Consider the following 24265-nt stretch of genomic DNA (forward strand, 5'->3'; position numbering starts at 1 on the left):
TGCCTATTCAGTTATCGTTATGGAATTCACTGGAGGCACCAACATGTTCATTAACCACCCTTCGCACTTATTTGTTTTTTAATTTTATGCGCTATCACGCAATCCGTCAAGAACATATTTCCTCGAATGTTAATTGTTTCAAAACCTGCATCTCCATCAACGCTCGCGTCCGACAATATAATCCAGTAAATGCTTAAGAAAAGGAACGGGTTTCGACATTTCGTCCAGTGCATCCGAGGCGCTGCAAAAATGTTCCCACATCTGTTTCTGCGCACCGTCCGAACCCAGGATGGATACGAAGGTGGAGTTGTTGTTTTTGGCATCCTGCCCGGACGGCTTGCCCAGCACGGATGATTCCCCTTCATGGTCGAGCAGGTCATCCTTGATTTGAAAAGCGATGCCTGCATAATAGGCAAATTTTTTCAAGCAAGCCATCTCCCGCTCATCTACCTTGGCCAAAATGGCAGGCATCACAAGCGCAGCTTCGAAGGCAAGGCCTGTCTTGTAAAATCATGTTCAGCTCTTCAAGGGTCAGCATCTTCCCTCGGGAGTTCAAATCCATCGCCTGCCCCATGCACATGTCTTCCGCCTTCTCGGCAGAGTAGCGAATCAGCGAGAGCACGGCTTCCGGATCAAATCGTTCCAGCGACGACTGCTCTCCGATAGCGCGCTGAATGAGGTAAAGCCCGGTCAATTCCGCCGTAGCGCTGTTGTGTACCTGGTGGAGCGTCGAGCGTCCCCGGCGCACATCCGCATTGTCCTGACTGGGCAGATCATCAAAGATCAGGGAAGCAGTGTGCATGTACTCGAGCGATCTCAGCAGCGGGACAATCGCGGACGGGTTCATTCCGTATTCCCGCACACCCATTACCCACGTCAGGATCGGCCTGAGGCGTTTGCCGTCCCCCTGAAGGCTGTAGTTGGCGGCATCGATTAACGTCGCTTTCATCCCTGGTGTACCCGCAGGTTTCGTGATTTGCAGCTCCACATTGATTTGCTCGCGAACTTCGCGAATGGTTTGCTGGAACTCCGCTTTTTCCTGTTTGTCGGCTCGTAAATGAGCGACGACCTCGTCCCGGAGCAATTTGTCCAGAAAATCGACTTCATTCGCTTTGCGCACCATATTCTGCACCAGACGATTCAGCTCCGGCTGTCCAGAAGCAAAGGTTTGCATCAGCTTGTCGTATTCTTCTTGCCCCAAGCGTTCTTTGCAACGTTTCAGACCGTTCACGGCCCTGGCGAGAATGACCTCGCGCGTTTTGGGATCGGACTGGTACACTTCATGGATCAAATAGGCGATGACCGCCCAATATAATTCATAGGGATTAATAAGGTCCGGCCGCAGGTCGCGGTATTTCAAATAATACGTATAAGGCGTGACCGCTCCTGCCTGCATGTCCTCGTTCATATCGGCAAAATCGTCTGCCAACTGGTTATAAATCCCGTAATAGAACGTTCGCAGATCGAAGCCTTCATCAAGCGGCGAGCTTAACACCGAACGAACGATCAACCTGGAGGATGAAGACTTGATAATGATCGGAATATACAATTCTTCATTCGTATAATGCGCATTGGATAAGGTTTTGGCCCGGTCCGTCTCCTGGGATTGAAAGAAAACATAAGCCTGATCAAAAAACGTCTGCTGCATTTCGTTTTTTTGGTAATGACTTATATACTCAAACGCTTCGCGAAGCTCTGCATGAACATACCGGATCATGGAAACGTTCGTCCCTTTCCACTGCCCGATCTCGGGCACTTGGCCGGTTAACAACGCTTCACGGATCAACTCGGAATACTGGCGCTTCTCTTGCGCATTCAACGCTTGGGAATCCAAAAGATCGTCGATGAACGGATAGGTCAAACCGTAGGAGTAGCCGAGCCTGATCGCTGCATCAAACCGTTTCGCCCGCTCATCCGCAGGCGTCATTTCGTTCATTTCGTCATCGACGTGAAGAATCACGCCGAGAATGATTTTGAGCAGCTTCCGCTGCGCTTGTTCCGCATCAAGCTCCTTGGGGAGATTGGCGGCGACGCGTTTCAGCTTGTTCATGACCCAGATGACCGCCGGTTCCACCTTTTCTTTTTTTCCCCAGCGGTAGAATAGCGCCGGACTAACCAAACCGGGCTTCCGCCGGGTGTCATTGGTGCTCAGGAAGTATTTCTTTGTATCCTGTATGACACGGTCGATACGCTGCCTTGTATCGGGAGAATGAAGGGCTTTTCCCAAATCACGCATGAAAATATAGGAGATGCTGCGATCCAGATAAGAATCCAGTTTGCCAGCTGCGTCTAACCATTGAAGATATCTATGAACATCCTTGGAATCCGGTTTTCTTTGGTTGCGAACCAGCAAGGAGAGCCATGAAAAAGGTTGAACGTGATGCTTTTGCCAAATTTGAAAATCCTGGGCAAGTAAAGGGACATGCGAGCCGGCAGCCAGCTGCTCTTGCAGTGAAGCAAAATATCCGGCTGCCTTCTGTTCGGCTTGAACATAGGCTTGATTCGCGCGATCTTCATGTCTGAAACTCAATTGTACTGCTGCCAGTTCGTTATTCATCGGATGCATGACCTCAACTTCTCATAATGTTAAACATGTTATACGGCACTCATTGCATTTGGTTACGAATTTGTCTTTCTATGTATATGTGCCGTTTCGGACAAAACAACAAAAAAAGGACAATATGCCCGACTGAACAGTGACAGCGGATATTGTCCTGACCTTATTCAATCTGTTTGCTATTCCGGCTCTGCCCGTATTTCCCAATCTAACTCCCGCTCAATCCCTCTATGGCGCCTTGCAATTGGTTGATGTTGGAGATCAATTCAGGAATTCCGCTCTGCTCCCATTGTTCGACCGTAAATCCTTGCTCCGCAATGTTGTTCTCCCACTCGTTCACGACCGCCGTCAGCTGGTCATTGTAACTCACCAGGTTTTCGTGAATGCTTTCCCCGATGGCCGGCACCGAAAGCTGGGAGAACTCGCTCGCATGTGCCTGAATTTGATCGATTTTCTCCTGAATTTGCGCAGTCGTCTCCGGATTGTTCATCGCGCCTGATGCAAGCTCCTGCAGTTCTGCACCTGCGCTTGTGATTCCGTTTATATATTCGCTCGCTCCGCTGACGTAATTCAAACTTTCATTGGCTTGGTCCACCAGCGAACATGCCGACAAGATTAATGCACCCGACAAAGCCAAACTTGCCAACATCACGGTATGCCTGCGTTTTGTTTTGTACATGTCACCCTCTCCTCACATCGTTGAAATCGGAATATTTCAAATTTATGATAGCCGCTCGGGCCCCCATATTGCAAATGTGTCTGCATGCTTCCATATTTGCATGTATAATATAGGAATCACAAGGTAAAGGGATGTCATTCATATGCTTCATACTCTAAATGCCCGTTTGAATCGTTTCATGCCTCTGATTACTCCGACTAGCATCATAATCGGCGTGTTATGCGGAAGCGTACTCTCGTCCTATACGTTTCTTTCCCCCTGGCTTTTCGCGTTTATGACGTTTGCCGGAAGCATCAGCCTCGGATTTCGTGATTTTCTGAATGTGCTCAAGAAGCCGTTTCCGTTATTCATTTGTTTGTTCATTCTGCACCTCCTCATGCCTTTGATCGCGCTCGGCATGGGTTATATGACCTTTCCGACCGATGCATACACCATCACGGGTCTGGTGCTTGCTGCAGTCATTCCGACCGGCGTGAGCAGTTTTATCTGGGTCAGCATTTACAAAGGTAACATCGCGTTGACACTGTCCATCATTTTGGTGGATACGGTGCTTGCACCATTTATCGTACCAGGCGTTCTGTCTTTGCTCGTCGGCGCAAGCGTTCAGTTGGATATATGGGCCATGATGAGCAGCCTCTTCTGGATGATCGTCGTTCCGTCATTGCTTGGCATGCTGCTGAATGAGTGGACCAAGGGTAAAGTCGTGAAAACTTGGGGGCCGCGGCTCAATCCGTTCACCAAATTGTTTATGGCCGCCGTCGTTGCCATCAACGGTTCGGTCGTTGCCCCTTATCTGGCTAACTTGAACTGGAGGCTGGTTGGCCTCGCCGTAGTGATCATTACGCTCGCGGGACTCGGTTATGCGTTAAGCTATTTGATTGCCCGGCTGCTTGGCTGGAACGAAGCGGACCAGGTGGCGCTTGTATTTAACGGCGGCATGCGGAACATCAGTGCCGGAGCCGTGCTTGCCGTATCGTATTTTCCGCCGCCCGTTGCCGTTCCGGTGGTGCTGGGCATGGTTTTCCAGCAGATGCTTGCCTCCCTCACGGGATACTTGCTGAACCGGCGCTTTCAAATTTTGCAAAAAGCGGATAAAACGACCGCAGCGTAGAAAGGTTTTTATGAAAAAAACTTTATGAAAAAAAACAATATAAAAAGCCGACAACATGAATTGTCGGCTTTTTTGGCACAATAAATATATACGTTATATGAACCGCACGAATCAATCACACAAGGCCACTCCGAGTGCAGTACCATCTTCCGATCGCTGTTATCCCCGGATTTTTTCGAATCCCCTTTTCTAAAGGGGAAAATCCGGTGATAAGCCTATGCTTCCGATGCAGCTTTCTTTCAGAAAGCTTTTAAGCGAACGCTTCGCTTCTTCAGATTGGTTCTGCCTCTCCGTTAACGTGTGTATGTTTTTTTACGGTCTATATAGCTTTTACTTTTACTCTGCAAACAGAATATACTTCGTGCAAGCTCGAATCACAAAATGACTACGGCGAAATACGACAAAACGTACCAGATGTACCCGAGATCATTACTTCGGCTGGATGTACCCTTCCGCCTTGAGCAGTTCTGCGATCAGAACCGCGCCGCCCGCCGCACCGCGCAGCGTATTGTGGGAAAGACCCACGAATTTGTAATCGTACAACGAATCTTCGCGCAAACGGCCTACCGAGATGCCCATACCGCGCTCGATGTCCCGATCCAGTTTCGTTTGCGGTCTGTTCTCTTCTTCGAAATACGTAATGAACTGCTTCGGCGCGCTCGGCAACTCCAATTGCTGCGGACGGCCTTGGAATTGCAGCCAACGTTCCAAAATTTCGTCTTTGGACGGTTTGTTCTCAAAGTTGACGAACACGGTTGCCAGATGGCCATCCGTTACAGGAACGCGAATGCACTGCGTCGTGATAAGAGGCGATGCCGCTTTGACGATTTGGCCGTTGTCGACGCTTCCCCAGATGCGAAGAGGCTCCTGCTCGCTTTTCTCTTCTTCCCCGCCGATGTACGGAATGACATTGTCCAGCATTTCCGGCCAGTCGGTGAAGTTTTTGCCTGCGCCCGAAATGGCTTGATATGTCGATGCCACGACTTGCGTCGGCTTGAAATCGCGGAGCGCATGCAACGGCGGCACATAACTTTGAATGGAGCAGTTCGGTTTCACCGCGATGAAGCCTGTTTTGGTACCGAGACGTTTGCGCTGAGCTTCGATCACCTCAAGGTGCCCCGGATTAATTTCAGGGATGACCATCGGCACGTCTGCCGTCCAGCGATGCGCGGAGTTGTTCGACACCACCGGCGTTCCGGTTTTCGCATACGCTTCTTCCAGCGCTTGGATTTCGTCCTTTTTCATATCCACGGCACAGAAAATGAAGTCTACCTGGCTTGCAAATGCCTCAACCTGCGAAGCATCCTGTACAAGGATGCCTTTCACCTCTTCAGGAATCGGAGTCGCGAGTTTCCATCGTCCTTGCACGGATTCCTCATACGTTTTGCCTGCGGATTTGGCGCTTGCGGAAATCGCAGTCACCTGGAACCATGGATGTCCGTCCAGCAGCTCCACGAAGCGTTGACCCACCATGCCCGTTCCTCCGACAATACCCACTTTCAATCTTGCTGACATGAATCATCATTTCCTTTCGATGTAGGTTGAATGCTTGGTCTTATATAAGCCGAATTGGTAATACACACGACACCGCTCAATTGCAGTACCCAGGTATCCGTTCATTGCGACTAATATATTTGGTTTGTGTAATCAGTGCCGGGAAATCGCGTTTTCTTCCCTTATTAAACACTATTCAGGCCATTCCAAATCGTGTATGCACCATATGGAAAAACCAAAAAATCCCGTCCCCCAAGACAGAAGTCTCAGGGACGAGATATATACTCGTGGTACCACCCGGATTCGCAGATATGTCGCCATATCTGCCTCGTCGAGTAAGGGGATACGTGCAGCTTGCATTAAAGCCTCATCCTCTTCCTTACTCCAGCTCTGTAACAGGAGCTCCTGTCGCACCATCCCTTGCTTGCCGCCAGTTCCGATGCGCTGCTCTGAGTCTTTGTTCAATAAAAATTCTTTGCCCCTTTTCAGCCTGCCGGAGCTCTCTGTGAAAGAACGCTTTTATTTACTCGTCTCTTCATCGCATTTGATATTGCGACTATAATATCAAACCTTGGGGCGTGAAGTAAATACATTTTTAAAATTTTGCCGAATAAAGTTATTGGCAGCTGTCAAGAACAGGTCACCGCCTGCGTGGCGAGCTGCTGCAAATACGGCTTCAGCATCGGCTGCAAATCTCGGCGCATCAAGCCAATCTCCAGAATGGCCTGGATGTAGCCGAATTGGTCTCCAATATCATAACGACGCCCTTCGAGCTCCATCGCGAGCAAGTCTCCATTGTAGCTGACTTTTTTTAACGCATCGGTTAATTGATATTCGCCGCCTGCACCCCGTTCAAGCTGATCCAGGATCGGAAAGATCGAAGGTTTCAAAATGTACCTGCCCATAACCGCCGTGCGCGAAGGCGCTTCGGCAATGGAAGGTTTTTCGACCAGATCGTTCACTTGATGCACGCGATCCGCGGCACCGTCCGATGCGATGATGCCGTATTTGCTCACGTCTTCCGCTCTCACTTCACCAACGCCGACAATCTGCTTGCCAGTCCGCTCGTACAGATGAATCATTTGGGCGAGCGCCGGCGGGTCGGATACCATTATATCGTCCCCAAGCAGGACGGCGAAAGGTTCATCGCCTACAAACTGCCGTGCACACCCGATGGCGTGTCCCAGCCCGAGCGGTTCCTTTTGACGGATAAAGTGAATGTCAGCCAACTCGCTGATCGCCTTCACCTCTTCGAGCAGGGCCTTTTTTCCCTTCGCAAACAAGGAATATTCCAGCTCGACCGACTTGTCGAAATGATCCTCGATCGATTTTTTGTTGCGTCCGGTTACAATGATGATGCTTTCGATGCCTGCCTGCACCGCTTCTTCTACAATATACTGAATCGCGGGTTTATCCACGATGGGCAGCATCTCCTTGGGCTGCGCCTTCGTTGCCGGAAGGAAGCGGGTGCCCAGACCCGCCGCCGGAATAACTGCTTTTTTAATGTGCATATGTCAGGCCCTCCTTTCATGGGTATCGGGTGTTCTGCGAGCGTTCTTTTCGGCCCCTGTACCAAACACCCAATACCGACTCGCCATGTAATTGAAAAGCATGCCCGCAACCGTCGTTGCCGCTTTGCTGGTCCACAGGTTCCAGCCAAGAACGCTGTTCAGCAAGTACAGCAGGAACGTCGAGCCCGCAAGCACCAGCACATTGATGATGATAAAACGAACCAGCTCCGATCCGCCTCCGCGCCGATCGGCATCCCGAAAAGTCCAGCGGCCGTTCCACCAATAACTGTTCAACACTCCGCATCCATAAGATACGGCTTGAGCGGCCAGTGCCGGCACGCCAGCCGCCGTCAATATCAGGAATACCGCCGCATCCACGACCGTATTCATCAATCCCACCACGCCAAACTTCAGGATCGTAGCCAGGCGATTAATCATGTCGCACAGCTCTGCTCGTCAAACGAACAGGCCCAGACTGGCTCTCCACCGGATAGACGTCTCTCACGATATAGAGCGGGCGTGCTTTCGTTTCATCATAGATCCTCCCGACATATTCCCCGAGAATACCCAGCATAAGCAGCGTAAACCCGTTAAACATCAGCATAATGCTCACAATGGACGGCCAGCCTTTGATCGTTGAATCCGTGAAAATGGCCGAAACGAACACCGACAGCATGTAGATGAATCCTGCCGCAGACAAAATTGCACCAACATAACCGGCCAGCTTGAGCGGTTTGTGCGAAAAAGAGGTGATTCCGTCCAGACTCAGCTTCAGCATGCGTTTTAACGGGTACTTCGTTTCACCGGCCAACCGTTCGTCGCGCTCGTATTCAATGGCCGTCTGGCGAAAACCGACCCAGCTGACCAAACCGCGCACGAAGCGGTTTTTCTCGGGCAAGCGTTTCATCTCGTCGACCACTTTGCGATCCATAAGACGGAAATCTCCGGTATCGACGGGAATATCCGTATCGGTAGAAGCGCGAAGCACGCGATAGAACAGGCTGGCGGACCACTTTTTGAAGCGGGTTTCCCCACTTCGGCTCGTCCGTTTGGCATATACGACCTCGTAGCCTTCTCTCCATTTGGAAATCATGTCCAAAATGAGCTCCGGCGGATCCTGCAGGTCGGCATCGATGATGACCACCGCATCGCCTGCGGCATAATCCATGCCCGCCGTGATCGCAATCTGATGCCCGAAATTGCGGGCAAAATCAATCAGCTTGACGCTGTCGTCCCAGCGTGCATAATCACGAATCATTTGCGCGCATTGATCGACGCTGCCATCGTTGACAAATAACAATTCATAGCTTTCTCCCGTGTCGCCCATCACTTTTTTCAGGCGCCGATAGGTCTCGCCTATGACTGCTTCTTCGTTATACATCGGGATAATAATGCTGTAACGGCAAGTTTGAGCCATGTCCGCTCCCTCCTTTGTAATGGTTCTGTCATTTCACCTCATATAGGGTCGTCTGTCCGCCAAAACCCGAATCTCCGCCTTCCGCGTTCGAAGTCCACTCCGAAGCCGGAACCTCGGTTCCATGTTCCTTGATCCAGTTCGTGATTTCCGAATTGCCGCCGCGGCCGCCCATGCCGCCGACCATGAAATATTTCACCTGTCCGCTCTCCACGAGTTGTTCCAGCTTCTCCGTGGTATATACCGGATCCGAACCGGAGAAACCGCCCAACGTAATGACCGCTTCATTCTCGTCAATGATGTACGGGGCGGCCTGATTGTAGTCGGTCGTTGCAAACAAATAAGTTTCTCCGGTGTTATGTTCCCTGAGATAGTTCAACGTCGTTTCGTCCACCTGTTCGTTCCGGTTACCCGGTCCTCCGCTGCCTCTCATGGAAGACCTGTTCCGGTCGGCGTTTCCGTTCCCCATGCCCTGTGTCTCGGCAGGAATATCGCCTGTCGGAACGGAAGCATCCTCATTATTGCCGCCCATGGAAGGCTGCCATCCGTTCATGTTGCCTCCTCCGTTTGGAGGTGCCATGCTAGTGTTTCGGCCGCCCATACCTCCGCCGCCGAACATGCCGTTCGAACCTGTCGGTCCTGCAGCCGGAATCATGCTGTTTCCGCCATACGTAATCGGCGTGAACGCCCAGTAGACAGGACCGATCAGCATCACCATGAACCCGGCAATCGCCAGCGGCTGCTTCAGCGAATGCGAACGCTGCAGCATCACGACCAGAACTAGCGAGATCAGGACGCCAGCCGCCAGCTCGCCGATGGACCAGCCTGCGCCAATGGTGTCATTGTATGCCTGCATGATGTACCAGCCGAATACCGTCGTCAGCAGCACGGACAACGGCAGCATCCATGCCATCCATCCTTGGCGTTCGCGATACGCCTTCCACATGGCCACGAATCCGGCGCCTGTGAGAGCCGCAACGGGCGGCGCCAGCATAATCAGGTAATATTGGTGGAAGAAGCCGGCGACGCTGAAAAATGCAGCGACCGGGAACAACCAAGCTAACCAGAACAGCGTCTGTTTATGCTGCTCTGTGACATTCCTGCGCCGAATTCCGGCCAGAAGCACAACCGCTCCAAGTAAGGCTGCAGGGAGCAGCCAGCTGGCCTGTCCGGACAATTCGGTCTGGAAGAGCCGCAGCGGCCCTTTCTGACCTGTGCCAAACATGCCGCCCATGCCCCCGCCACCGTTAAAACCGGCGAAATCCATGCCCGTCGGCATTTCGAATCCATTCGGCATCTGTCCTTGCGGGAACCCCGTGCCGTTCATGCCATTGCTCCGGCCTTCGCCATCCCCGCCCGCATTCGAAGCATCATCGGGTGTGCCCGGCGATATTTCCATGCCGGAACGGTCTGCTCTGCCAGCGCCACCGTTAGTTTCCTGCGCCGCAGTCTCCCCCGATCTGTCGCCGCGCTCATTTCCGGCTCCCATTGCATTGGACATTCCGCGATTGCCCGTGTTTTGCTGGCCTGTAAGCCGCGAAAGGCCGTTATAACCAAAGGCCAGTTCCAGCACGGAGTTCGTTTCGCTGCTGCCGATATATGGACGTTCGTCTGCCGGAATCGAATCCACGGTCACCGCCCAAGATAGCGAAACGGCTGCCAGCACGGCCGTGCCGCCCACCAAGGCCAACAGCTTTTTTCTCCACGGTGCGCCGAATGCCAATAGGTAAAACAGATAAAATGCAGGCAAAATCATGTATGCTTGCAGCATTTTCATGTTGAAGGCCAGTCCGATCAGCCCAAAAGCAGCGAGAAGCCGCCAAATGCTGCCCTTGCTCGCACCTTTGAACAGGAACCATGATCCGAGCAGCAAAGTAAATACCAGCATGCTGTCGATATTGTTGGTCCGGCTGACGGCCGCCACCACAGGCACCGTTGCCATCGCCATCGCCGAGATGCGCGCAGCTGCAAGTCCGAATGACGGTTTGACCATGAAATAAATCAGAAGCACCGAGCCGATGCCCGCCAACGCCTGCGGCAAAATAACGCTCCAACCATGCAATCCGAATACATAAGCAAATGCCGTCTGAATCCAGAAGACCACCGGAGGTTTGTCAACGGTAACCGATCCGGCGGAATCCAGCGAAGCATAGAAAAAATTGTGGAAATTTCGCAGCATGCTTCCTACGGCCGTAGTGTAATAGGAATTGGCGTATTGATCGTTCCAGATGCCGTATCCGTTCAATATGGCCGCCAGCAGCAGGATCGGCACCAGAACTGGATCGATCCTTCGTTTCGCTTGATTCAAAAAGCATCACTCCTCCAAGTTCTTCATGCTCATATTGTTGCACGCAAAAATAAAATCAGGATGAGTGCCCGCTGAATGTTAACTGAGGATCAATGGTTGATCTTTCAGCTAATTTTCAGGTTGGAGCGCAATAATAGATCATAATTCTGCCTATTGGGCATGCATAAACGGATCACACAGGAGGACTATCCACGAATGAAGCTGAATACTGCTGTGAAAATATTGCTGGCTGACGATGAGCCGCATATCCTGCAATTTCTGGAGCTGGGTTTGAGCAATGAAGGCTTCGACGTACGCACCGCTCCCGATGGCGCCACGGCGCTTGAAGTCGCATCCGAATTCCAGCCGCATATGGTCATTCTTGATGTAATGATGCCTGAAATGGACGGTTTTGAGGTCGTGGAACGACTGCGCAGCGCAGGGCATCCGGTCGGGGTCATTATGCTTACTGCCAAGGATGAAGTGGAACACCGGGTCAGAGGGTTATGGCTCGGTGCCGATGACTACATGATCAAACCGTTTGCTTTTGACGAGCTGCTCGCACGAATTCAGGCCAGACTTCGCAACCAGTTTCCTCTCTTAATGGGAGCCGTCACGTACGGCCCGTTCCGCATCGATGATCTGCGGAAGGAGTTTACCTATCAGGGACAAGTCCTGGAGCTATCGCCAACCGAATACGAACTGCTCAAATTCATCGTGCACAACCACGGCATTGTACTAAGTAAAGCCACCATACTAAGCAGGGTATGGGGATATGATTTTGGCGGGGAAGAAAATATCGTCGAAGTGTACATTCGTTCGCTGCGGGACAAGCTTGGCGATAAGGAACATCGGTTAATTCGCACGCTGCGCGGCGTCGGATACCGGGTGGACTTATAACATGATGAAGCGTATGCTTACCCATAAATTGAAGTGGATGGATCGGCTGCGGCAATGGTCCGGTCTTCGCTCCCTTCGCTCCCAACTTCTGGCCCGCTCCCTGATCATTCTGGCCGTGCTGCTGCTCCTGATCGGCATTGTTCAGTTTTGGATCATGGAAAGTTTCCTCTACCGCAGCCAGGCCAAAACGATGGAGCAGCAGCTGCGATCCATGCCCCCCGTCTGGCTGGGCATATCTTCCCGGAACGAGACGTTCCGAGCATTCCCTTCCGGCCAGGGCAGTCCCGATGACAGGGGCAATGGAGGCCGTTTCCTGTTCATTCCCGATCGCTCGCTCGCGATCATCGAAGGATCAGGCCAATTCCAGGACGTATTCGGTTCGGACGGGCTGGCCGCTCCACGGCTGCAGGAATCGGACTATTCCGCCATTCTGGACCAATTGAACGACCAACAGCACGTCACCTACCGCATCGTTACAGATGCATCCGGCAAGGAACAGCTGATCGTCTTTTCCACGCCGGGACCACGCAACCATGGCTTTCCGCTCGTGCAAATGGGGACCGAAACGAAGCCGTTCAAGGATTTGATCCTGAAACAGCTGATGATTTTCATCGCGCTTTCGCTGCTGGCTTTGGTTGCCGGTCTTGCTTTATACGCCAAAGCGATGCGCAGAACGCTGGTTCCGCTGTCCAACATGGTCGATACGGTGCAGCGCATCGATGCGGGCAGTCTGGCCGAGCGTGTGCCTGCCGTGCAGGGACAGCGGGAAATTGATCAGCTTGCCCAGTCGTTCAATGGCATGCTGGAACGGCTGGAACGCTCATTTGAAGCCGAACGTGCTTCCAAAGAACGCATGCAGCGTTTTTTGTCGGATGCTTCCCACGAACTGCGCACGCCGCTCACGTCCATCCACGGTTTCATCGAAGTGCTGCAGCGGGGTGCAGCCAATAATGAAGAACAGCTGCATCTCGCGCTGAACAGCATGCACGGCGAATCGGTGCGCATTAACAAACTTGTGGAAGACCTGCTGATGCTCACCAAACTGGATCAGGCTCCCCGGCTTGAACATGCCGATGTCCGGCTTGACGGTCTGCTCCGGGACATGGAGCCGCAGCTTCTGATCATGGCCGGCGAACGCACCGTGCATTTTGATCTGACCGCCGGCCTGCATGTGTCCGCCGATCCCCACAAGCTGAAGCAAGTGGTGCTCAACCTGTTCCAGAATGCTGTTCAGCATACGGACCCGACGTCCGGTCGGATTGCCCTGAACCTGTATGCCGTAGAAGGGTATGCGGAGCTGAGCATCGCAGATAACGGAATCGGGATTGATCAGGAGCATCTTCCCCATATTTTCGAACGATTCTACCGCACCAGCTCTTCGCGCTCCCGCAAACAGGGCGGTGCCGGGCTAGGGCTTGCCATCACGGGTTCGATCGTCGAGATGCACGGCGGCAGCATCATGGTAACCAGTAAACCGGGATCGGGGACTGCGTTCAAGATACTGCTGCCGCTGATGAGGTAGATCCAAACGAAAAAGCCTGTCCTTTTGGGCAGGCTTCAGCAACAACGTATTTTAATTTTAATATGGGGTAAAAAGTTAGTCCGTTCCGACGGGGTCCTGTACAATGATGATGTCATTACAACGAATAATGAGTTCACTTCCATCCTCAAAAAGCACGTGCGCTTCATACCCATGGTCTATACGATAAAGCTCCTCATAGAGCCAGCAGCTTCCTACAATGTCATCCTGCTTTATAATTTCAGCCCCAACAAACGTAATGTGATTGAGGTTTGTAAATCCTCCCTCTGTATCAAGTCGAATAACCAAGGCTTCGCCAGAATCTACGCGGATCACTCTGCAATCGTGAAAACTGAATTTACGTTGGATATCTTCAGGAATTTGTTCATTTTGCCTTACTTTCCGATATTCATCCAGGGTACGCATCATTTTCTTTTCGTTCTCTTTGCTCAATAGCTTTAGCTGCCGCATAACTTCCTTTGTGCAGTAGCCCAATGCGAATACCCGTTCATCTGCGATTTGACTGGAAAGCGCAAGGGGCAGCCTTCGTATTTCTTCTCGGCAGCTCCACTCATGATTGTCACTGAATTGCTGTTTGGAGTTCACCTCATCAAAGGGTGGTCGTGCATCATACTCATCAATATATGTCTGTATTCTTTGTCTTTCTTCGGGAGTCATCTCGTAAATCTTCGTTTCCTCAGAAGAAACCTCCTCACCTGTAACGAACTTTTCAAGGGGGATCATCAATGTTCCTTCCTGTTCGAGCATGAAGCGGGGATCCACATCATAGATTTCACGCTGCATTTTTATGAATTCATTCTCTTTTCTTTTGTAAAGCCGTTTATATAATGCTTCGTCCCGTTTCTCAGCCCCACGGTGTACTCTTTTACCGAAGTGTAATCCGGTCTTTTGACAAAGCTCATACCATTCCTTGGTCAAATATTTCATTCATTCTCTCCTTCATATGTATCTTTGGGTTTCTTTGGAAGATAAGGTACGTCCATCATTTTTAAATTATAAGACATGGTACACCAACAACACAAAACCCATCGCCAGCAGAAGATCCATGGCAATGGGTTTTTGCGCTTATAAAATATGCCTCTTTGCATGGTCCATGCATGCTGGCGATGTTTCCATATCCCCGGGCTATTCCACAGGATATTGCGGTTTATGCATATCATCCGGAACAGATTCGTCAAACACATCCTGTCCGGGATAATCCCGGTCCTCACCTTCATGCAGCTCGTGATACTCGTAATCGAACCGGTGGGCCGTACGCTGATCGGCGCGCCAAGGCGAGCTTTTCCCCAAAGATTCGGACAAGAGCGAAGACCCGTACGGCCCTTCCGGGAATTCCTCAAACGTCAGGTCGTTTCGCTGGGACTCCACCGTTGAGACATCTGTATACGGCCGCCTTTCTTCCGGCAGGAACTTGTCTTTCATCATCCTTCTCCTCTCTGTTGGAATCTGGAAAAACGTCTTTATTTTAAACAGTATGGGCAGAAATTATTCCGCGTCTTTGGCAAAGACAGGGTATTGGAAACATCGTTCGATGCCTACATGGATTCCCCGAAAAATGGAAGGTTATGACCCCATAGCGCAACAATTGACTGCTGGCGCAACGAATGACTACAGCATGAAATATCCCTTTGCATCGCACTTCCCCGGCCAACTAGACAATCAGGGACTATCGACGGCAATTGTTCTCTCCCGCTATGATGCAGCTATGCTCCTCCCAAAGACACCGCCTCAGAAAGGAATGAAAATGACATGATCCATCACGCAAAAAAATCGACGCTCATGGTCCCGGTATCCAGAGCACCGACCCGGTTAGGAAGAATCGTGAAGAACCGATGGCTGTATTTCATGCTTTTTCCCGGCCTCTTGTATTTCCTGCTGTTCAAATACTGGCCGATGTATGGCGTGCTCATCGCATTTAAAGACTATCAGCCGTTCCTCGGATTTTGGGATAGCCCGTTTGTCGGTTTCAAACATTTCGAACGTTTTTTTAACGATCCGAACTTCATCGTCCTGTTTCGGAACACGTTGGTGCTTGCTGCTTTGAATATTCTATTTTTCTTTCCGCTGCCGATTATCATTGCGCTGATGTTGAACGAACTGCGGCACCAACTATTCAAACGAACGGTTCAGACCTTGGTATATATCCCCCATTTCATGTCCTGGGTGGTCGTTGTCGGCATCGCATATATTTTTCTGACCACGGAAGGCGGAATCGTGAATGATATTCTCGCCTATTTCGGTCAGGAGAAAATCAATTTTCTGGCAAGCAATGAGTGGTTTCGCACGATCGTTACCGCAGAAGTGATATGGAAAGAGACCGGATGGGGGACGATTATTTTTCTGGCTGCATTATCGGGCGTTGATCCCCAATTGTATGAGGCCGCGCGCATGGATGGCGCTAACCGGCTCCGTCAGCTGTGGCATATTACGCTGCCGGCCATTCGCAGCACCATCATCATTTTGCTTATTCTTCGTTTGGGTAATTTCCTGGACACGGGGTTCGAGCAAATTTTCCTCATGCTCAATGCCATGAACCGCGAGGTTGGCGAAGTGTTTGATACCTATGTTTATTCCGTCGGAATTAGCCAGGGACAGTATAGCTTCAGCACAGCCGTTGGGCTATTCAAGTCGCTGATTGGACTGATTTTGGTCGTGACCGCCAACCATATGGCCAAAAAATTCGGTGAAGAAGGCATTTACTAAGGAAAGGAGCATGGAAAGAATGATGATCAAACCCAGCTTGGGAAGCCGCATTTTTGACAGTTTGAATATCGCGTTATTGGCCGCATTTGCTTTGTTAACCGTGCTTCCTTTCATTTACGTGGTTGCCGGTTCTTTCGCCACACAGAAGGAATTGCTGCTTCGCGGCTTCATTTTGTTCCCAACAGAGTTTACACTGGATGCATACAGGTACATCTTCTCTACCCCTACCCTTGTCAAAAGCCTGTTCGTGACCATTTACATTACGGCATTCGGCACGTTGATTAACATCTTCTTTACCTGCTTGATGGCCTATCCGTTGGCGCGCAAAGACATGGATTTTCGCAAACCGATTCTGATGCTGGTCGTATTCACGATGCTGTTCAGCGGCGGCATGATTCCCACGTTCCTCGTAGTTAAACAACTGGGCATGATCGATACGTATTGGTCTTTGCTCATTCCGGGAGCAATCAGTGCATTTAACCTGATCATTATCCGCAACTTTTTCCAGCAGCTCCCCGAAAGCCTGGAGGAATCGGCCAAAATCGATGGATGTAACGATCTCGGCGTGTTCTTTCGGATCGTGATCCCGCTCTCCATGCCTGCCATTGCGACCTTCTCGTTGTTCTACGCCGTAGGTCACTGGAACACGTATTTCAGCGCCGTACTCTATATCAACGATAATGCCAAATGGCCCATACAGGTTTTGTTGCGGCAGTTCGTCATTTTGGCTTCGGGCGGAATCGGGGATTCCGCGGCCATGGAGTCGGATTACGTATCGCCGCCGGAACAATCCATCAAGATGGCGGTCATTGTCGTATCCACGCTGCCGATTTTGCTGGTGTATCCGTTTTTGCAAAAGCATTTTGCCAAAGGGGTCTTGCTGGGCTCCGTGAAAGGCTAACCGCTCCCGAATGAATTCAGCTCATTCAACCATTATGTTGTAGGGGGAAATAAGATGAACAAACGATATCGGAAAGCACGGCTGGCTACGTCTGCTCTGATCGCAACAATGCTTATGACCGTGACCGCTTGCGGCGGAAACGAACCCGCTTCTACCCAAGGAGAACAGGGCTCAAGCAGCCCAGGTCCACTTGCCTTAACGATGATGCTGCCTACGTATAGTGCAGAGCAAATGAGCACAAACAGTTCCATTCTCACCACACTGGAGGAAAAAACGAATACCGATTTAACCGTATCTTGGGTGCCCTCTTCGTCCTACACGGACAAACTGAGCGCTACCGTGGCATCGGGCGAGCTTCCGAAAACTTTCGTAGCTTTGGAGCCCAAAGCCTCCTTTATCGTGAATGCCGCCAGGTCGGGCATGTTCTGGGAGCTTGGACCTTATTTGAAAGATTACCCGAATTTGAGCAAGATGTCCGAAACCGTACTGAGCAATTCATCCATCGACAACAAAATTTACGGCCTTTACCGTGAGCGGGATATCGCCCGCTTCGGGTTAATGATTCGCCAAGATTGGCTTGAGCACCTTGGATTGGATGCCCCGACAAACGTGGATGAACTTTACGATGTATTGAAAGCGTTTGCCACGGAGGACCCGGATCAAAACGGCCGCCAGGATACAGTCGGGCTTGCCGTCGGTATGCAGGGAAACAATATCGCAGGCTTCAAGGATGTGCTTGTATTTCTCGGAGGTCCCAACGAATGGGAGTTGAAAGACGGCCAATTGATTCCCGCTCATATGACCGAAGCCTATTTGGAAACATTGAAGTTCTATAAGAAACTGTATGATGAAAAACTCATCAACCAGGATTTTGCGCTTGTTCAAGACGGGCGATCCGTGATGTATAAAGGCAAAGCCGGGCTATGGATCGACAACATGGTTGACGGCAAAAATATTGAAGACAATATCAAGAAAGTGACTCCCGAGGCTAAAATACAGCTGATCAACCGGATCGCCGGACCAAATGGGGATGCTACACGAGCGGGAACAGGTTATTTGGGCATGTACATGATTCCGAAAACAAGCGTGAAAACGGAGGAAGAACTCAAACAAATTCTTGCCTACTTTGACAGCGTGTCTGAAAAAGACATTCAGAACCTGTTGAAATATGGGATCGAAGGCAAACAGTTTACGATTGAAAACGGGGAATACGTACAGAACCCCGACCCGAAATTGCGGGCCGAAATGACGGACAGCAGCCAGTTCATGATTTTGCAGAACGAGGTTGAAAACTACGGCACCGAGCTGGAAAAGCGCAGCGTGGAATTGTTCAAGGACAATGCGACGTTTGCCATACCCAATCCTGCTGCACCGTTCATCTCGAATACGGCCATCGAACTCGGCAATGAACTGAATAAAATCATTCAGGACGCGACCGTCAAATTCATCATGGGCACGGCCAGCGAGGCCGATTGGTCAAAAGCAGTCGATCAGTGGCTGCAAGGCGGTGGCAGCAAAATTATTGAAGAAATCAATGCGGAGTACGCCAAATCCACCAAATAGATCATTGGAAACCGAGATCCCAGACAAACGCAACTGCCCCATCAATCGGAGATTACCGATTCCATGGGGCTTTTTCTTCTACTCTACTGGCAACGATGATCACACTAGCTCTCTCCCCTGAACTTTCCAGGTGTCATCCCTACAATTTTCCGAAAAGAACGGATGAAGTTAGCGGAGTTGTTGTACTGCAATCGTTCTGCAATTTCCGAAATCTTCATGTCGGTCTCTTTTAACCACTTTTTAGCCATATCCATTCGATATTGCGTCAAATATTCCCCAAAATTGATTCCTGTCTCCTGACGGAACACACGGCTCACGTAATGAGGATGGTAGTTGATCCGGGCAGCGCAGTTTTCCAGCGTCAGATCATGGTCATATTCACGATGAATCATATCGATGACGGCTTCTGAAATATGTTTGAATTGCGTTTCGCGACGACGCTCCAGTTCACATGTATAGGGCTTAACGAACATTGACCAGAACCAATGCTCAATCTCTTTGACATTACGCAGTTTGAATACGGATTGAATCAGCGAAGACTCGTCTTCCGTTGTGCTTTCCGCCGAGATGGACAGTTCATGACCGAAACGGAGAATATCGACCAACAAACGCAGCAAAGACAAGTGGTAATCCTGGAATGACGTATTTGACGGAAAAAGCTCCATAATGAATTGTTTCAATTCGATCTCTGCCTGCACGATGTTGCCTGACCGCATGGCATCAAATAAAGCTTGTTCCTTGTCTTGAGGGAACATGCCCACATCATGGGTCTTCGTCTGCACATCCTCAATGAACAAAATCGATTCCTGTCCAAGTCCTACGCTGAATTTAAGCGCCGTCTCAGATTCATGCAATGCTTCCCGAGTTCGTGCAAACGAACCGAACGGTCGACTTATTCCGATGCTCACTTTAATCCCTAAATACTTGGAGACTGTCCTTTGAATTTCCGTCGCCAATATGAACAGTTCTTCCTTCAATTCTTGGCCTGTTTTGCTTGAACCCAGCAAAGTGACTTGCATGTCCGTTATAACAACCGGCTCCAATCGGTTCGCCTGCGGTACCAGTTCACCAACCATGTTATTGATGGCAAACATAAGCAAATCCCGATTTGCCTCTTCATAACGGGTATCCTGCAACGTATCGATCTGAATCGCGAGCAAACTCATGCACGGCCACGCCTGGCCGATTCCGTACCAACCCAATTTTTCTTCAAAGTCTGCATGACCAATCTCTCCAGCCAACAGCTTATGCATGAAAAATTCTTTAAGCTGTATCTGCTGCCCTTGAAGCTCGTTCATCATATGTGATTGGTTGCGTATTAAATCATTCACGCGTTCTCCGATCACCTGCAGCTCCCCGAGAGGCTCCTCCCGCTCTCGCGCAGTACCAATGGCCGCAAGGGCTGCGTGAATGGAACGAATCGGACGGTACATCCGTCTGGAACCAAACCAGGCAAGGACCAGAGTCAGCACCAAAATAGCCAAACAGACGAGCAAGGTAATCCATCCGATAATCCGGTTCTGTTCATTGATCTGTTCGTTCGATGCAACAGACACGTAAATCCAGCCATTGTAGGACGATTTGCGATAAGTGACGGTTACCGCCTTGCCTTCCAGCTTGGAAACATACTGCCCTGCGGCCGACTTCGTTTCCTGAAGCTGCTGCAAATAGGATTCGTCGCTGCCATTTGCGGGTACCATGTCCCTATTTCCTACCGTGATCGGATGAAAGCTTTGATCCAATATGAAAGCGTTTCCCAAATTACCGTTCCGAACAGCCATCCTTCTTTGGATGACGTCCGGGGACAGTTCAACGCCAATGATGCCTTTCGGATTCGCTGCATTAAACGGTACCTTTTTTACAAAAAACACGGCTCCCGCGGAATCCACCGCATCATTGGATCGCACCATACTCCAAAAAGAACCTGGCTGCTCACGGGAGAAAGATTCGAGCTGTGGTCCAAAGCCCGGAGATGCATATTCATTCACGCCGGTGCTCGTCACCATCCAATGATGATCCAGACTATACAAATAAATTTCCCGGATGCCCAGCTCATAGGTTTGAATCGTGGCAATGCCTTTGTACAGTTCATGAACCATTTCAAAATCCTGATTGGTAATGGGCTTCGCAAACACCTGATTAACCACCGGGGATTGCAAAAACTGCGTTGCCGAGTTATCCACCGTCCGGAGCATCTGCTCGACGCCTGTTTGCATTTGCCGCAACAACAGTTTGTTGCCCTCATTCACCTTTTCTTGCACGGTTTGCGAAGAATTGTAATATGAAAAAGCGCCCAGCACAATCACGGGCAGCGTGCCTATTACAATCGAGAACAATAACAGTTTCCATAAGAAAGAAAGGGACCTTAGCTTCATTGCGCCTCCTCTATGTTCCAACGCGATAACCCTACATTAGTTAATTCACAGGATCGAGTCAACCATTTTATCCCAATCGTTGCGGATTCCATACAGAAACATACGGGTTCCGGACAGACGCAGCCGATGTTTCATGAACGATGGAGGGACCCTCCAGCGAACATCGCCATAAAAAGCCGACAGCACTCACGCTGGCGGCTTCCATGTCTGACAAGCGTTGATGAAGCTTATTCGTTCCTACTGCCTTAACCTGCCCTGCTCCATGTGGAGAACCATATCAGCGGTATGGCGTACAAACGCTTGATCGTGCGTTACATAGATCAGCGTTCCTTCATAAGCTTTCACGAAGTTCTCCAATGCCTCGAGGGCGTCTACATCCAGGAAATTCGTCGGTTCGTCCAACAGTAAAATATTATACTCCTCCAGAAAGAGCCGGCACAGCTGAAGCCGGATCGCTTCACCTCCGCTCAGGGTCATCACGCTGCGCTGCAGGTCCGCATGACTGAATCGCATCGCATGCAGCACGGATCTGATTTGTTTTTCCTCGGCCGTAGTCCGTTTGTGCAAAAATGCCCGGATACCTTCATCGGCCGTAAAACGATAACTCATTTGCCGAAAATACCCGATCCGGGCTTTGGGGGACAACATAATTCCTTGCCCTCCCTTGGCGATATGGTTAAGCAGTGTGCTCTTGCCGCTGCCGTTTGCGCCCGTAATGGCTACTTTGCTCCCCAAAGGAATCTGGAAGCTTGCATTGTGTAGCAGCATTTTACCCTCCACCGAAAGGGTCAAACGATCTGCCATGATCGGAAAACGGTTATGCAGCTTCAGCGCAGCGGATTGACGAAAGACAAGGGGCTGGCGATCCTGAACTTTGTGAACCTCCTGCAGCCGATCCATTCGCTGCTCGATGGCTTTGGCCGCGCGATGAACCGCTTTTTGGCTTGTTCCTTTTGACTTTGTCTCAAACATGCGATTGGCCTTGGCCTTGGCTTCCCGTTTTGAAGTGCGGCCTGGCTGGGTCACTTTCGCTGCCTTCTCCATTTTGTCCTGCGCAGCGCGTTCGAGCCGCCTCTTTTCCTTCACGTATTGGTCGTATGCCTGATTTTGCTGTTCATGTTCCAGCTGTTTCCGGGCTTTATAGTCGCTATAGTTTCCGGTGTACACATGCACTTGGCCGTCTTCGACCTCCCAGATCGTTGTTACGAGCTCATCGAGCACCGCGCGATCATGGCTGACGAGAATCAATGCACCATAGTAGAACCGCAGCTCATCCAGCATAAAAGCAATGCCGTCACGATCCAGATGCGTGGTGGGCTCATCGATCAGTAAAGCCTCATGGTAATGCGCCAGCAAATTCCCCAACTTCAACCGCGTTTCTTCGCCACCGCTTAAACCAGAATGGGACGGGATCGCCAGCCTCGAAAGCAATTTGGCATCAATCTTCATCTCACTTTTATCTTCAGGTGCGGCCATCTGCTCCAAGTATCCAAAGTCCACATAACGCTTTACCCTGCCCGCTGTTGGCATGAGCCGTCCTGCAAGCAATTTAAGCAGCGTGCTCTTGCCTTGGCCATTTCTCCCCACGATCCCGATCCGGTCAAACTGATGCACGGCCAAGCGTTCAATATTCAGTAACACTCTATCCTGAAAGGAAATCTCCACTTGTTCCAATTCAAAACACATTTTTTCCATCTTCGCTACCTCCGAAATGTTTGATATTTCGTATCGATAGCGCTGTATCGATACGAGCCGATTCGTGCCGACCCGTATCAATAGAACAACAACATCATTTTGAACATTTACGTGCCTCCTGTCCTTGGACTTGTTTTGAGCTTTTAACGCTGCATGGATAAAAAACGCAAAAAATCGCAAGCCATCGCCTGCGATTCAACGTAAACGGGAATAAGACATCGTTATCCCTTATATTTAAAATGAGCATTTCCGAAAAAGGACAGACTGATCCCGTTTACTCTGATCCGATCAAACGAACAGAGCCTTGACCATATTTAATTAGCGGGTCAAAGTCAGGGAACGCAGTCTCATCGCATGTGTCATTTTCGGTCTATGCTCCTTCCGTATGTCAATTGAAATAATACCTATATTATATTTTTCCAACGAAAAAAAGTCAAAAGCCGTTCATGAACGAGCCCATCTTTCGCTATTTTTCCAGTTCACAAGGCTGATTTTCCCATCGGGCACCAAGTAATGATTCTCTTCATCCAATGCGTCGTCATCCAAACGATATAATCCATTCACGAGGTCATTTGAGAAGTGGGCTACCAGTTCTCTAATCGTAGATGCTACCAGAATCCCCACGCGGTATTCATCATCAATGAATATAACCTGTCCATATTGTCCATCTATCGAGGGTGCTAAATCCAGAAACAACCCGGTGTGCGATCCGTCAAAGCCCAGCTGCAGCCAATCGGAATTATACATGTTGGAAGGATCAATCTCCTTGTCGACGGTCAACAGTTCAAAATTGGAGTTCCCGTCAGATTCCCTTCTTCTGTAAAATTCTTGCCTAACCCGATCTAATGGATAAAAGTCCATTCCATAAAATAAGCTGCCTAGATTTTCATCGTCCGTTAATCCATTCTTCCACAAATAAAGCTGCTTAAAGTCGTTCGGCAAAGCTTTCCCTAGTTCAGCTTCCAATTCTAACAGTTGAAGCTCGCTTGCCGGAGGTTGCAACGAACTTTCAATAATCTTGTCTGCATTCGCACTTAACCACTGTTCGATGTTTTGTAAGTATTCCTTCATTAGAATAGCTCCCTTTATGTAAAATAGTCCAGTTGCCAGATGATTCAACCTTGAAGCGTTCTTCTGAATGATATCATGTTTTCCAATTGAACACTCCCACCACTTTAGCCTTCACTTGAAGTGGGGGATTCTTGGGTCATCGAACCTATTGATTCGAAGTGGACCAAGCGATCCCTGTGGTCCCCACAGTTCTCGGGCGATATGACGATCTATATGGCAACATCCTTAATGTTTCGGGCTGCATTAACATCCCGATCATGGAGGGTTTTGCAGGATGGACACACCCATTGCCGTACCGAAAGATCTTTCACCTCGCGGTGTAGCGCTCCGCATACATGGCAGGTTTGACTTGTCGGTGCAAACGTATTCGCAATCTTGAGGGTACGCCCGTACCATTCCGCTTTATACGTGAGCTGCCTTCTGAACTCACTCCAGGACGCATCGGCGATCGATTTGGCCAGCTT

General features: G+C 50.2%; 18 protein-coding genes, 1 pseudogene and 1 other annotated feature. Of the genes and pseudogenes, 6 read left to right on the forward strand and 13 right to left on the reverse strand.

Annotated features, from left to right (window positions below; genetic code table 11):
• Positions 1-156: 156 nt before the first annotated feature.
• Together RSX24_RS13190 and RSX24_RS13195 are read right to left on the reverse strand one after the other, a co-directional pair.
• Positions 157-2566 (reverse strand): annotated as a pseudogene (locus tag RSX24_RS13190) (polyprenyl synthetase family protein).
• 199 nt (positions 2567-2765) lie between these two features.
• Positions 2766-3236 carry a DUF6376 family protein gene (locus RSX24_RS13195; RefSeq protein ID WP_343260869.1) on the reverse strand — a complete coding sequence of 157 codons (471 nt, stop codon included), beginning with the start codon at positions 3234-3236 and terminating at the stop codon, positions 2766-2768.
• Between the two features lie 142 nt (positions 3237-3378).
• On the opposite strand from RSX24_RS13195, the gene RSX24_RS13200 reads away from it, so the two are divergent.
• Positions 3379-4347, forward strand: coding sequence for a bile acid:sodium symporter family protein (locus tag RSX24_RS13200; protein WP_339277899.1), 969 nt, complete (start codon positions 3379-3381; stop codon positions 4345-4347).
• Between the two features lie 429 nt (positions 4348-4776).
• Here RSX24_RS13200 and asd read toward each other — a convergent pair whose 3' ends face one another.
• The 5 genes from asd to RSX24_RS13225 all read right to left on the reverse strand — a co-directional run bounded on the left by asd (position 4777) and on the right by RSX24_RS13225 (position 11074).
• Positions 4777-5862, reverse strand: a complete 1086-nt coding sequence (gene asd / locus RSX24_RS13205; protein WP_236416776.1) for an aspartate-semialdehyde dehydrogenase — start codon at positions 5860-5862, stop codon at positions 4777-4779.
• 244 nt (positions 5863-6106) lie between these two features.
• Positions 6107-6389, reverse strand: a binding site (T-box leader).
• Between the two features lie 81 nt (positions 6390-6470).
• On the reverse strand, positions 6471-7352 hold the full coding sequence (gene galU / locus RSX24_RS13210) for a UTP--glucose-1-phosphate uridylyltransferase GalU (RefSeq protein WP_343260870.1): 882 nt from the start codon (positions 7350-7352) through the stop codon (positions 6471-6473).
• Positions 7353-7355: 3 nt separating this feature from the next.
• On the reverse strand, positions 7356-7790 hold the full coding sequence (locus tag RSX24_RS13215) for a GtrA family protein (protein WP_343260871.1): 435 nt from the start codon (positions 7788-7790) through the stop codon (positions 7356-7358).
• Positions 7783-8769, reverse strand: a complete 987-nt coding sequence (locus RSX24_RS13220; protein WP_236416773.1) for a glycosyltransferase family 2 protein — start codon at positions 8767-8769, stop codon at positions 7783-7785. The genes RSX24_RS13215 and RSX24_RS13220 overlap by 8 nt, the downstream gene beginning before the upstream one ends.
• Before the next feature lie 28 nt (positions 8770-8797).
• Positions 8798-11074, reverse strand: coding sequence for a glycosyltransferase family 39 protein (locus RSX24_RS13225; RefSeq protein ID WP_343260872.1), 2277 nt, complete (start codon positions 11072-11074; stop codon positions 8798-8800).
• A 195-nt stretch (positions 11075-11269) separates the two neighbouring features.
• On the opposite strand from RSX24_RS13225, the gene RSX24_RS13230 reads away from it, so the two are divergent.
• Together RSX24_RS13230 and RSX24_RS13235 are read left to right on the forward strand one after the other, a co-directional pair.
• Positions 11270-11953 (forward strand): response regulator transcription factor, encoded by a 684-nt coding sequence (locus RSX24_RS13230; protein ID WP_236416770.1) that lies wholly within the window; start codon positions 11270-11272, stop codon positions 11951-11953.
• Between the two features lies 1 nt (position 11954).
• Positions 11955-13475 (forward strand): sensor histidine kinase, encoded by a 1521-nt coding sequence (locus RSX24_RS13235; RefSeq protein ID WP_438286818.1) that lies wholly within the window; start codon positions 11955-11957, stop codon positions 13473-13475.
• Positions 13476-13550: 75 nt separating this feature from the next.
• Here the strand turns inward: RSX24_RS13235 and RSX24_RS13240 are convergent, their stop codons facing one another.
• On the reverse strand, positions 13551-14420 hold the full coding sequence (locus tag RSX24_RS13240; RefSeq protein WP_343260873.1) for a DUF4085 family protein: 870 nt from the start codon (positions 14418-14420) through the stop codon (positions 13551-13553).
• A 198-nt stretch (positions 14421-14618) separates the two neighbouring features.
• A complete protein-coding gene (locus tag RSX24_RS13245) occupies positions 14619-14915 on the reverse strand; it encodes a hypothetical protein (protein WP_339277894.1) in 297 nt (98 codons plus the stop codon).
• A 357-nt stretch (positions 14916-15272) separates the two neighbouring features.
• On the opposite strand from RSX24_RS13245, the gene RSX24_RS13250 reads away from it, so the two are divergent.
• The 3 genes from RSX24_RS13250 to RSX24_RS13260 are packed head-to-tail and all read left to right on the forward strand — an operon-like array spanning position 15273 to position 18660.
• Positions 15273-16196: an ABC transporter permease gene (locus tag RSX24_RS13250; RefSeq protein WP_236417040.1), complete on the forward strand. Its 924-nt coding sequence runs from the start codon at positions 15273-15275 to the stop codon at positions 16194-16196.
• A gap of 19 nt (positions 16197-16215) precedes the next feature.
• Positions 16216-17097: a carbohydrate ABC transporter permease gene (locus RSX24_RS13255; RefSeq protein ID WP_343260874.1), complete on the forward strand. Its 882-nt coding sequence runs from the start codon at positions 16216-16218 to the stop codon at positions 17095-17097.
• Between the two features lie 54 nt (positions 17098-17151).
• Entirely contained in the window at positions 17152-18660 is a 1509-nt protein-coding gene (locus tag RSX24_RS13260; protein WP_236416766.1) for an extracellular solute-binding protein, read from the forward strand.
• A 104-nt stretch (positions 18661-18764) separates the two neighbouring features.
• Here RSX24_RS13260 and RSX24_RS13265 read toward each other — a convergent pair whose 3' ends face one another.
• The 4 genes from RSX24_RS13265 to RSX24_RS13280 all read right to left on the reverse strand — a co-directional run.
• Positions 18765-21035 (reverse strand): helix-turn-helix domain-containing protein, encoded by a 2271-nt coding sequence (locus RSX24_RS13265; RefSeq protein WP_343260875.1) that lies wholly within the window; start codon positions 21033-21035, stop codon positions 18765-18767.
• A gap of 237 nt (positions 21036-21272) precedes the next feature.
• Positions 21273-22730, reverse strand: a complete 1458-nt coding sequence (locus RSX24_RS13270) for an Msr family ABC-F type ribosomal protection protein (protein WP_343260876.1) — start codon at positions 22728-22730, stop codon at positions 21273-21275.
• Positions 22731-23174: 444 nt separating this feature from the next.
• Positions 23175-23801: an SMI1/KNR4 family protein gene (locus RSX24_RS13275; RefSeq protein ID WP_343260877.1), complete on the reverse strand. Its 627-nt coding sequence runs from the start codon at positions 23799-23801 to the stop codon at positions 23175-23177.
• Between the two features lie 209 nt (positions 23802-24010).
• Positions 24011-24265 (reverse strand): RNA-guided endonuclease TnpB family protein (locus tag RSX24_RS13280; RefSeq protein ID WP_343260878.1); only part of this gene is annotated, 255 nt, incomplete at its 5' end.

Origin of the sequence: Paenibacillus hubeiensis, assembly GCF_032334105.1 — a bacterium.
GTDB lineage: Bacteria > Bacillota > Bacilli > Paenibacillales > Paenibacillaceae > Paenibacillus > Paenibacillus hubeiensis.

Coding starts and splice junctions, on each gene's coding strand:
- RSX24_RS13195 (WP_343260869.1), bottom strand. CDS start 3,236: ATGTACAAAACAAAACGCAGGCATACCGTGATGTTGGCAAGTTTGGCT.
- galU (WP_343260870.1), bottom strand. CDS start 7,352: ATGCACATTAAAAAAGCAGTTATTCCGGCGGCGGGTCTGGGCACCCGC.
- RSX24_RS13255 (WP_343260874.1), top strand. CDS start 16,216: ATGATGATCAAACCCAGCTTGGGAAGCCGCATTTTTGACAGTTTGAAT.
- RSX24_RS13250 (WP_236417040.1), top strand. CDS start 15,273: ATGGTCCCGGTATCCAGAGCACCGACCCGGTTAGGAAGAATCGTGAAG.
- RSX24_RS13265 (WP_343260875.1), bottom strand. CDS start 21,035: ATGAAGCTAAGGTCCCTTTCTTTCTTATGGAAACTGTTATTGTTCTCG.
- RSX24_RS13270 (WP_343260876.1), bottom strand. CDS start 22,730: ATGGAAAAAATGTGTTTTGAATTGGAACAAGTGGAGATTTCCTTTCAG.
- RSX24_RS13245 (WP_339277894.1), bottom strand. CDS start 14,915: ATGAAAGACAAGTTCCTGCCGGAAGAAAGGCGGCCGTATACAGATGTC.
- RSX24_RS13235 (WP_438286818.1), top strand. CDS start 11,955: ATGATGAAGCGTATGCTTACCCATAAATTGAAGTGGATGGATCGGCTG.
- RSX24_RS13275 (WP_343260877.1), bottom strand. CDS start 23,801: ATGAAGGAATACTTACAAAACATCGAACAGTGGTTAAGTGCGAATGCA.
- RSX24_RS13215 (WP_343260871.1), bottom strand. CDS start 7,790: ATGATTAATCGCCTGGCTACGATCCTGAAGTTTGGCGTGGTGGGATTG.
- asd (WP_236416776.1), bottom strand. CDS start 5,862: ATGTCAGCAAGATTGAAAGTGGGTATTGTCGGAGGAACGGGCATGGTG.
- RSX24_RS13230 (WP_236416770.1), top strand. CDS start 11,270: ATGAAGCTGAATACTGCTGTGAAAATATTGCTGGCTGACGATGAGCCG.
- RSX24_RS13200 (WP_339277899.1), top strand. CDS start 3,379: ATGCTTCATACTCTAAATGCCCGTTTGAATCGTTTCATGCCTCTGATT.
- RSX24_RS13220 (WP_236416773.1), bottom strand. CDS start 8,769: ATGGCTCAAACTTGCCGTTACAGCATTATTATCCCGATGTATAACGAA.
- RSX24_RS13260 (WP_236416766.1), top strand. CDS start 17,152: ATGAACAAACGATATCGGAAAGCACGGCTGGCTACGTCTGCTCTGATC.
- RSX24_RS13240 (WP_343260873.1), bottom strand. CDS start 14,420: ATGAAATATTTGACCAAGGAATGGTATGAGCTTTGTCAAAAGACCGGA.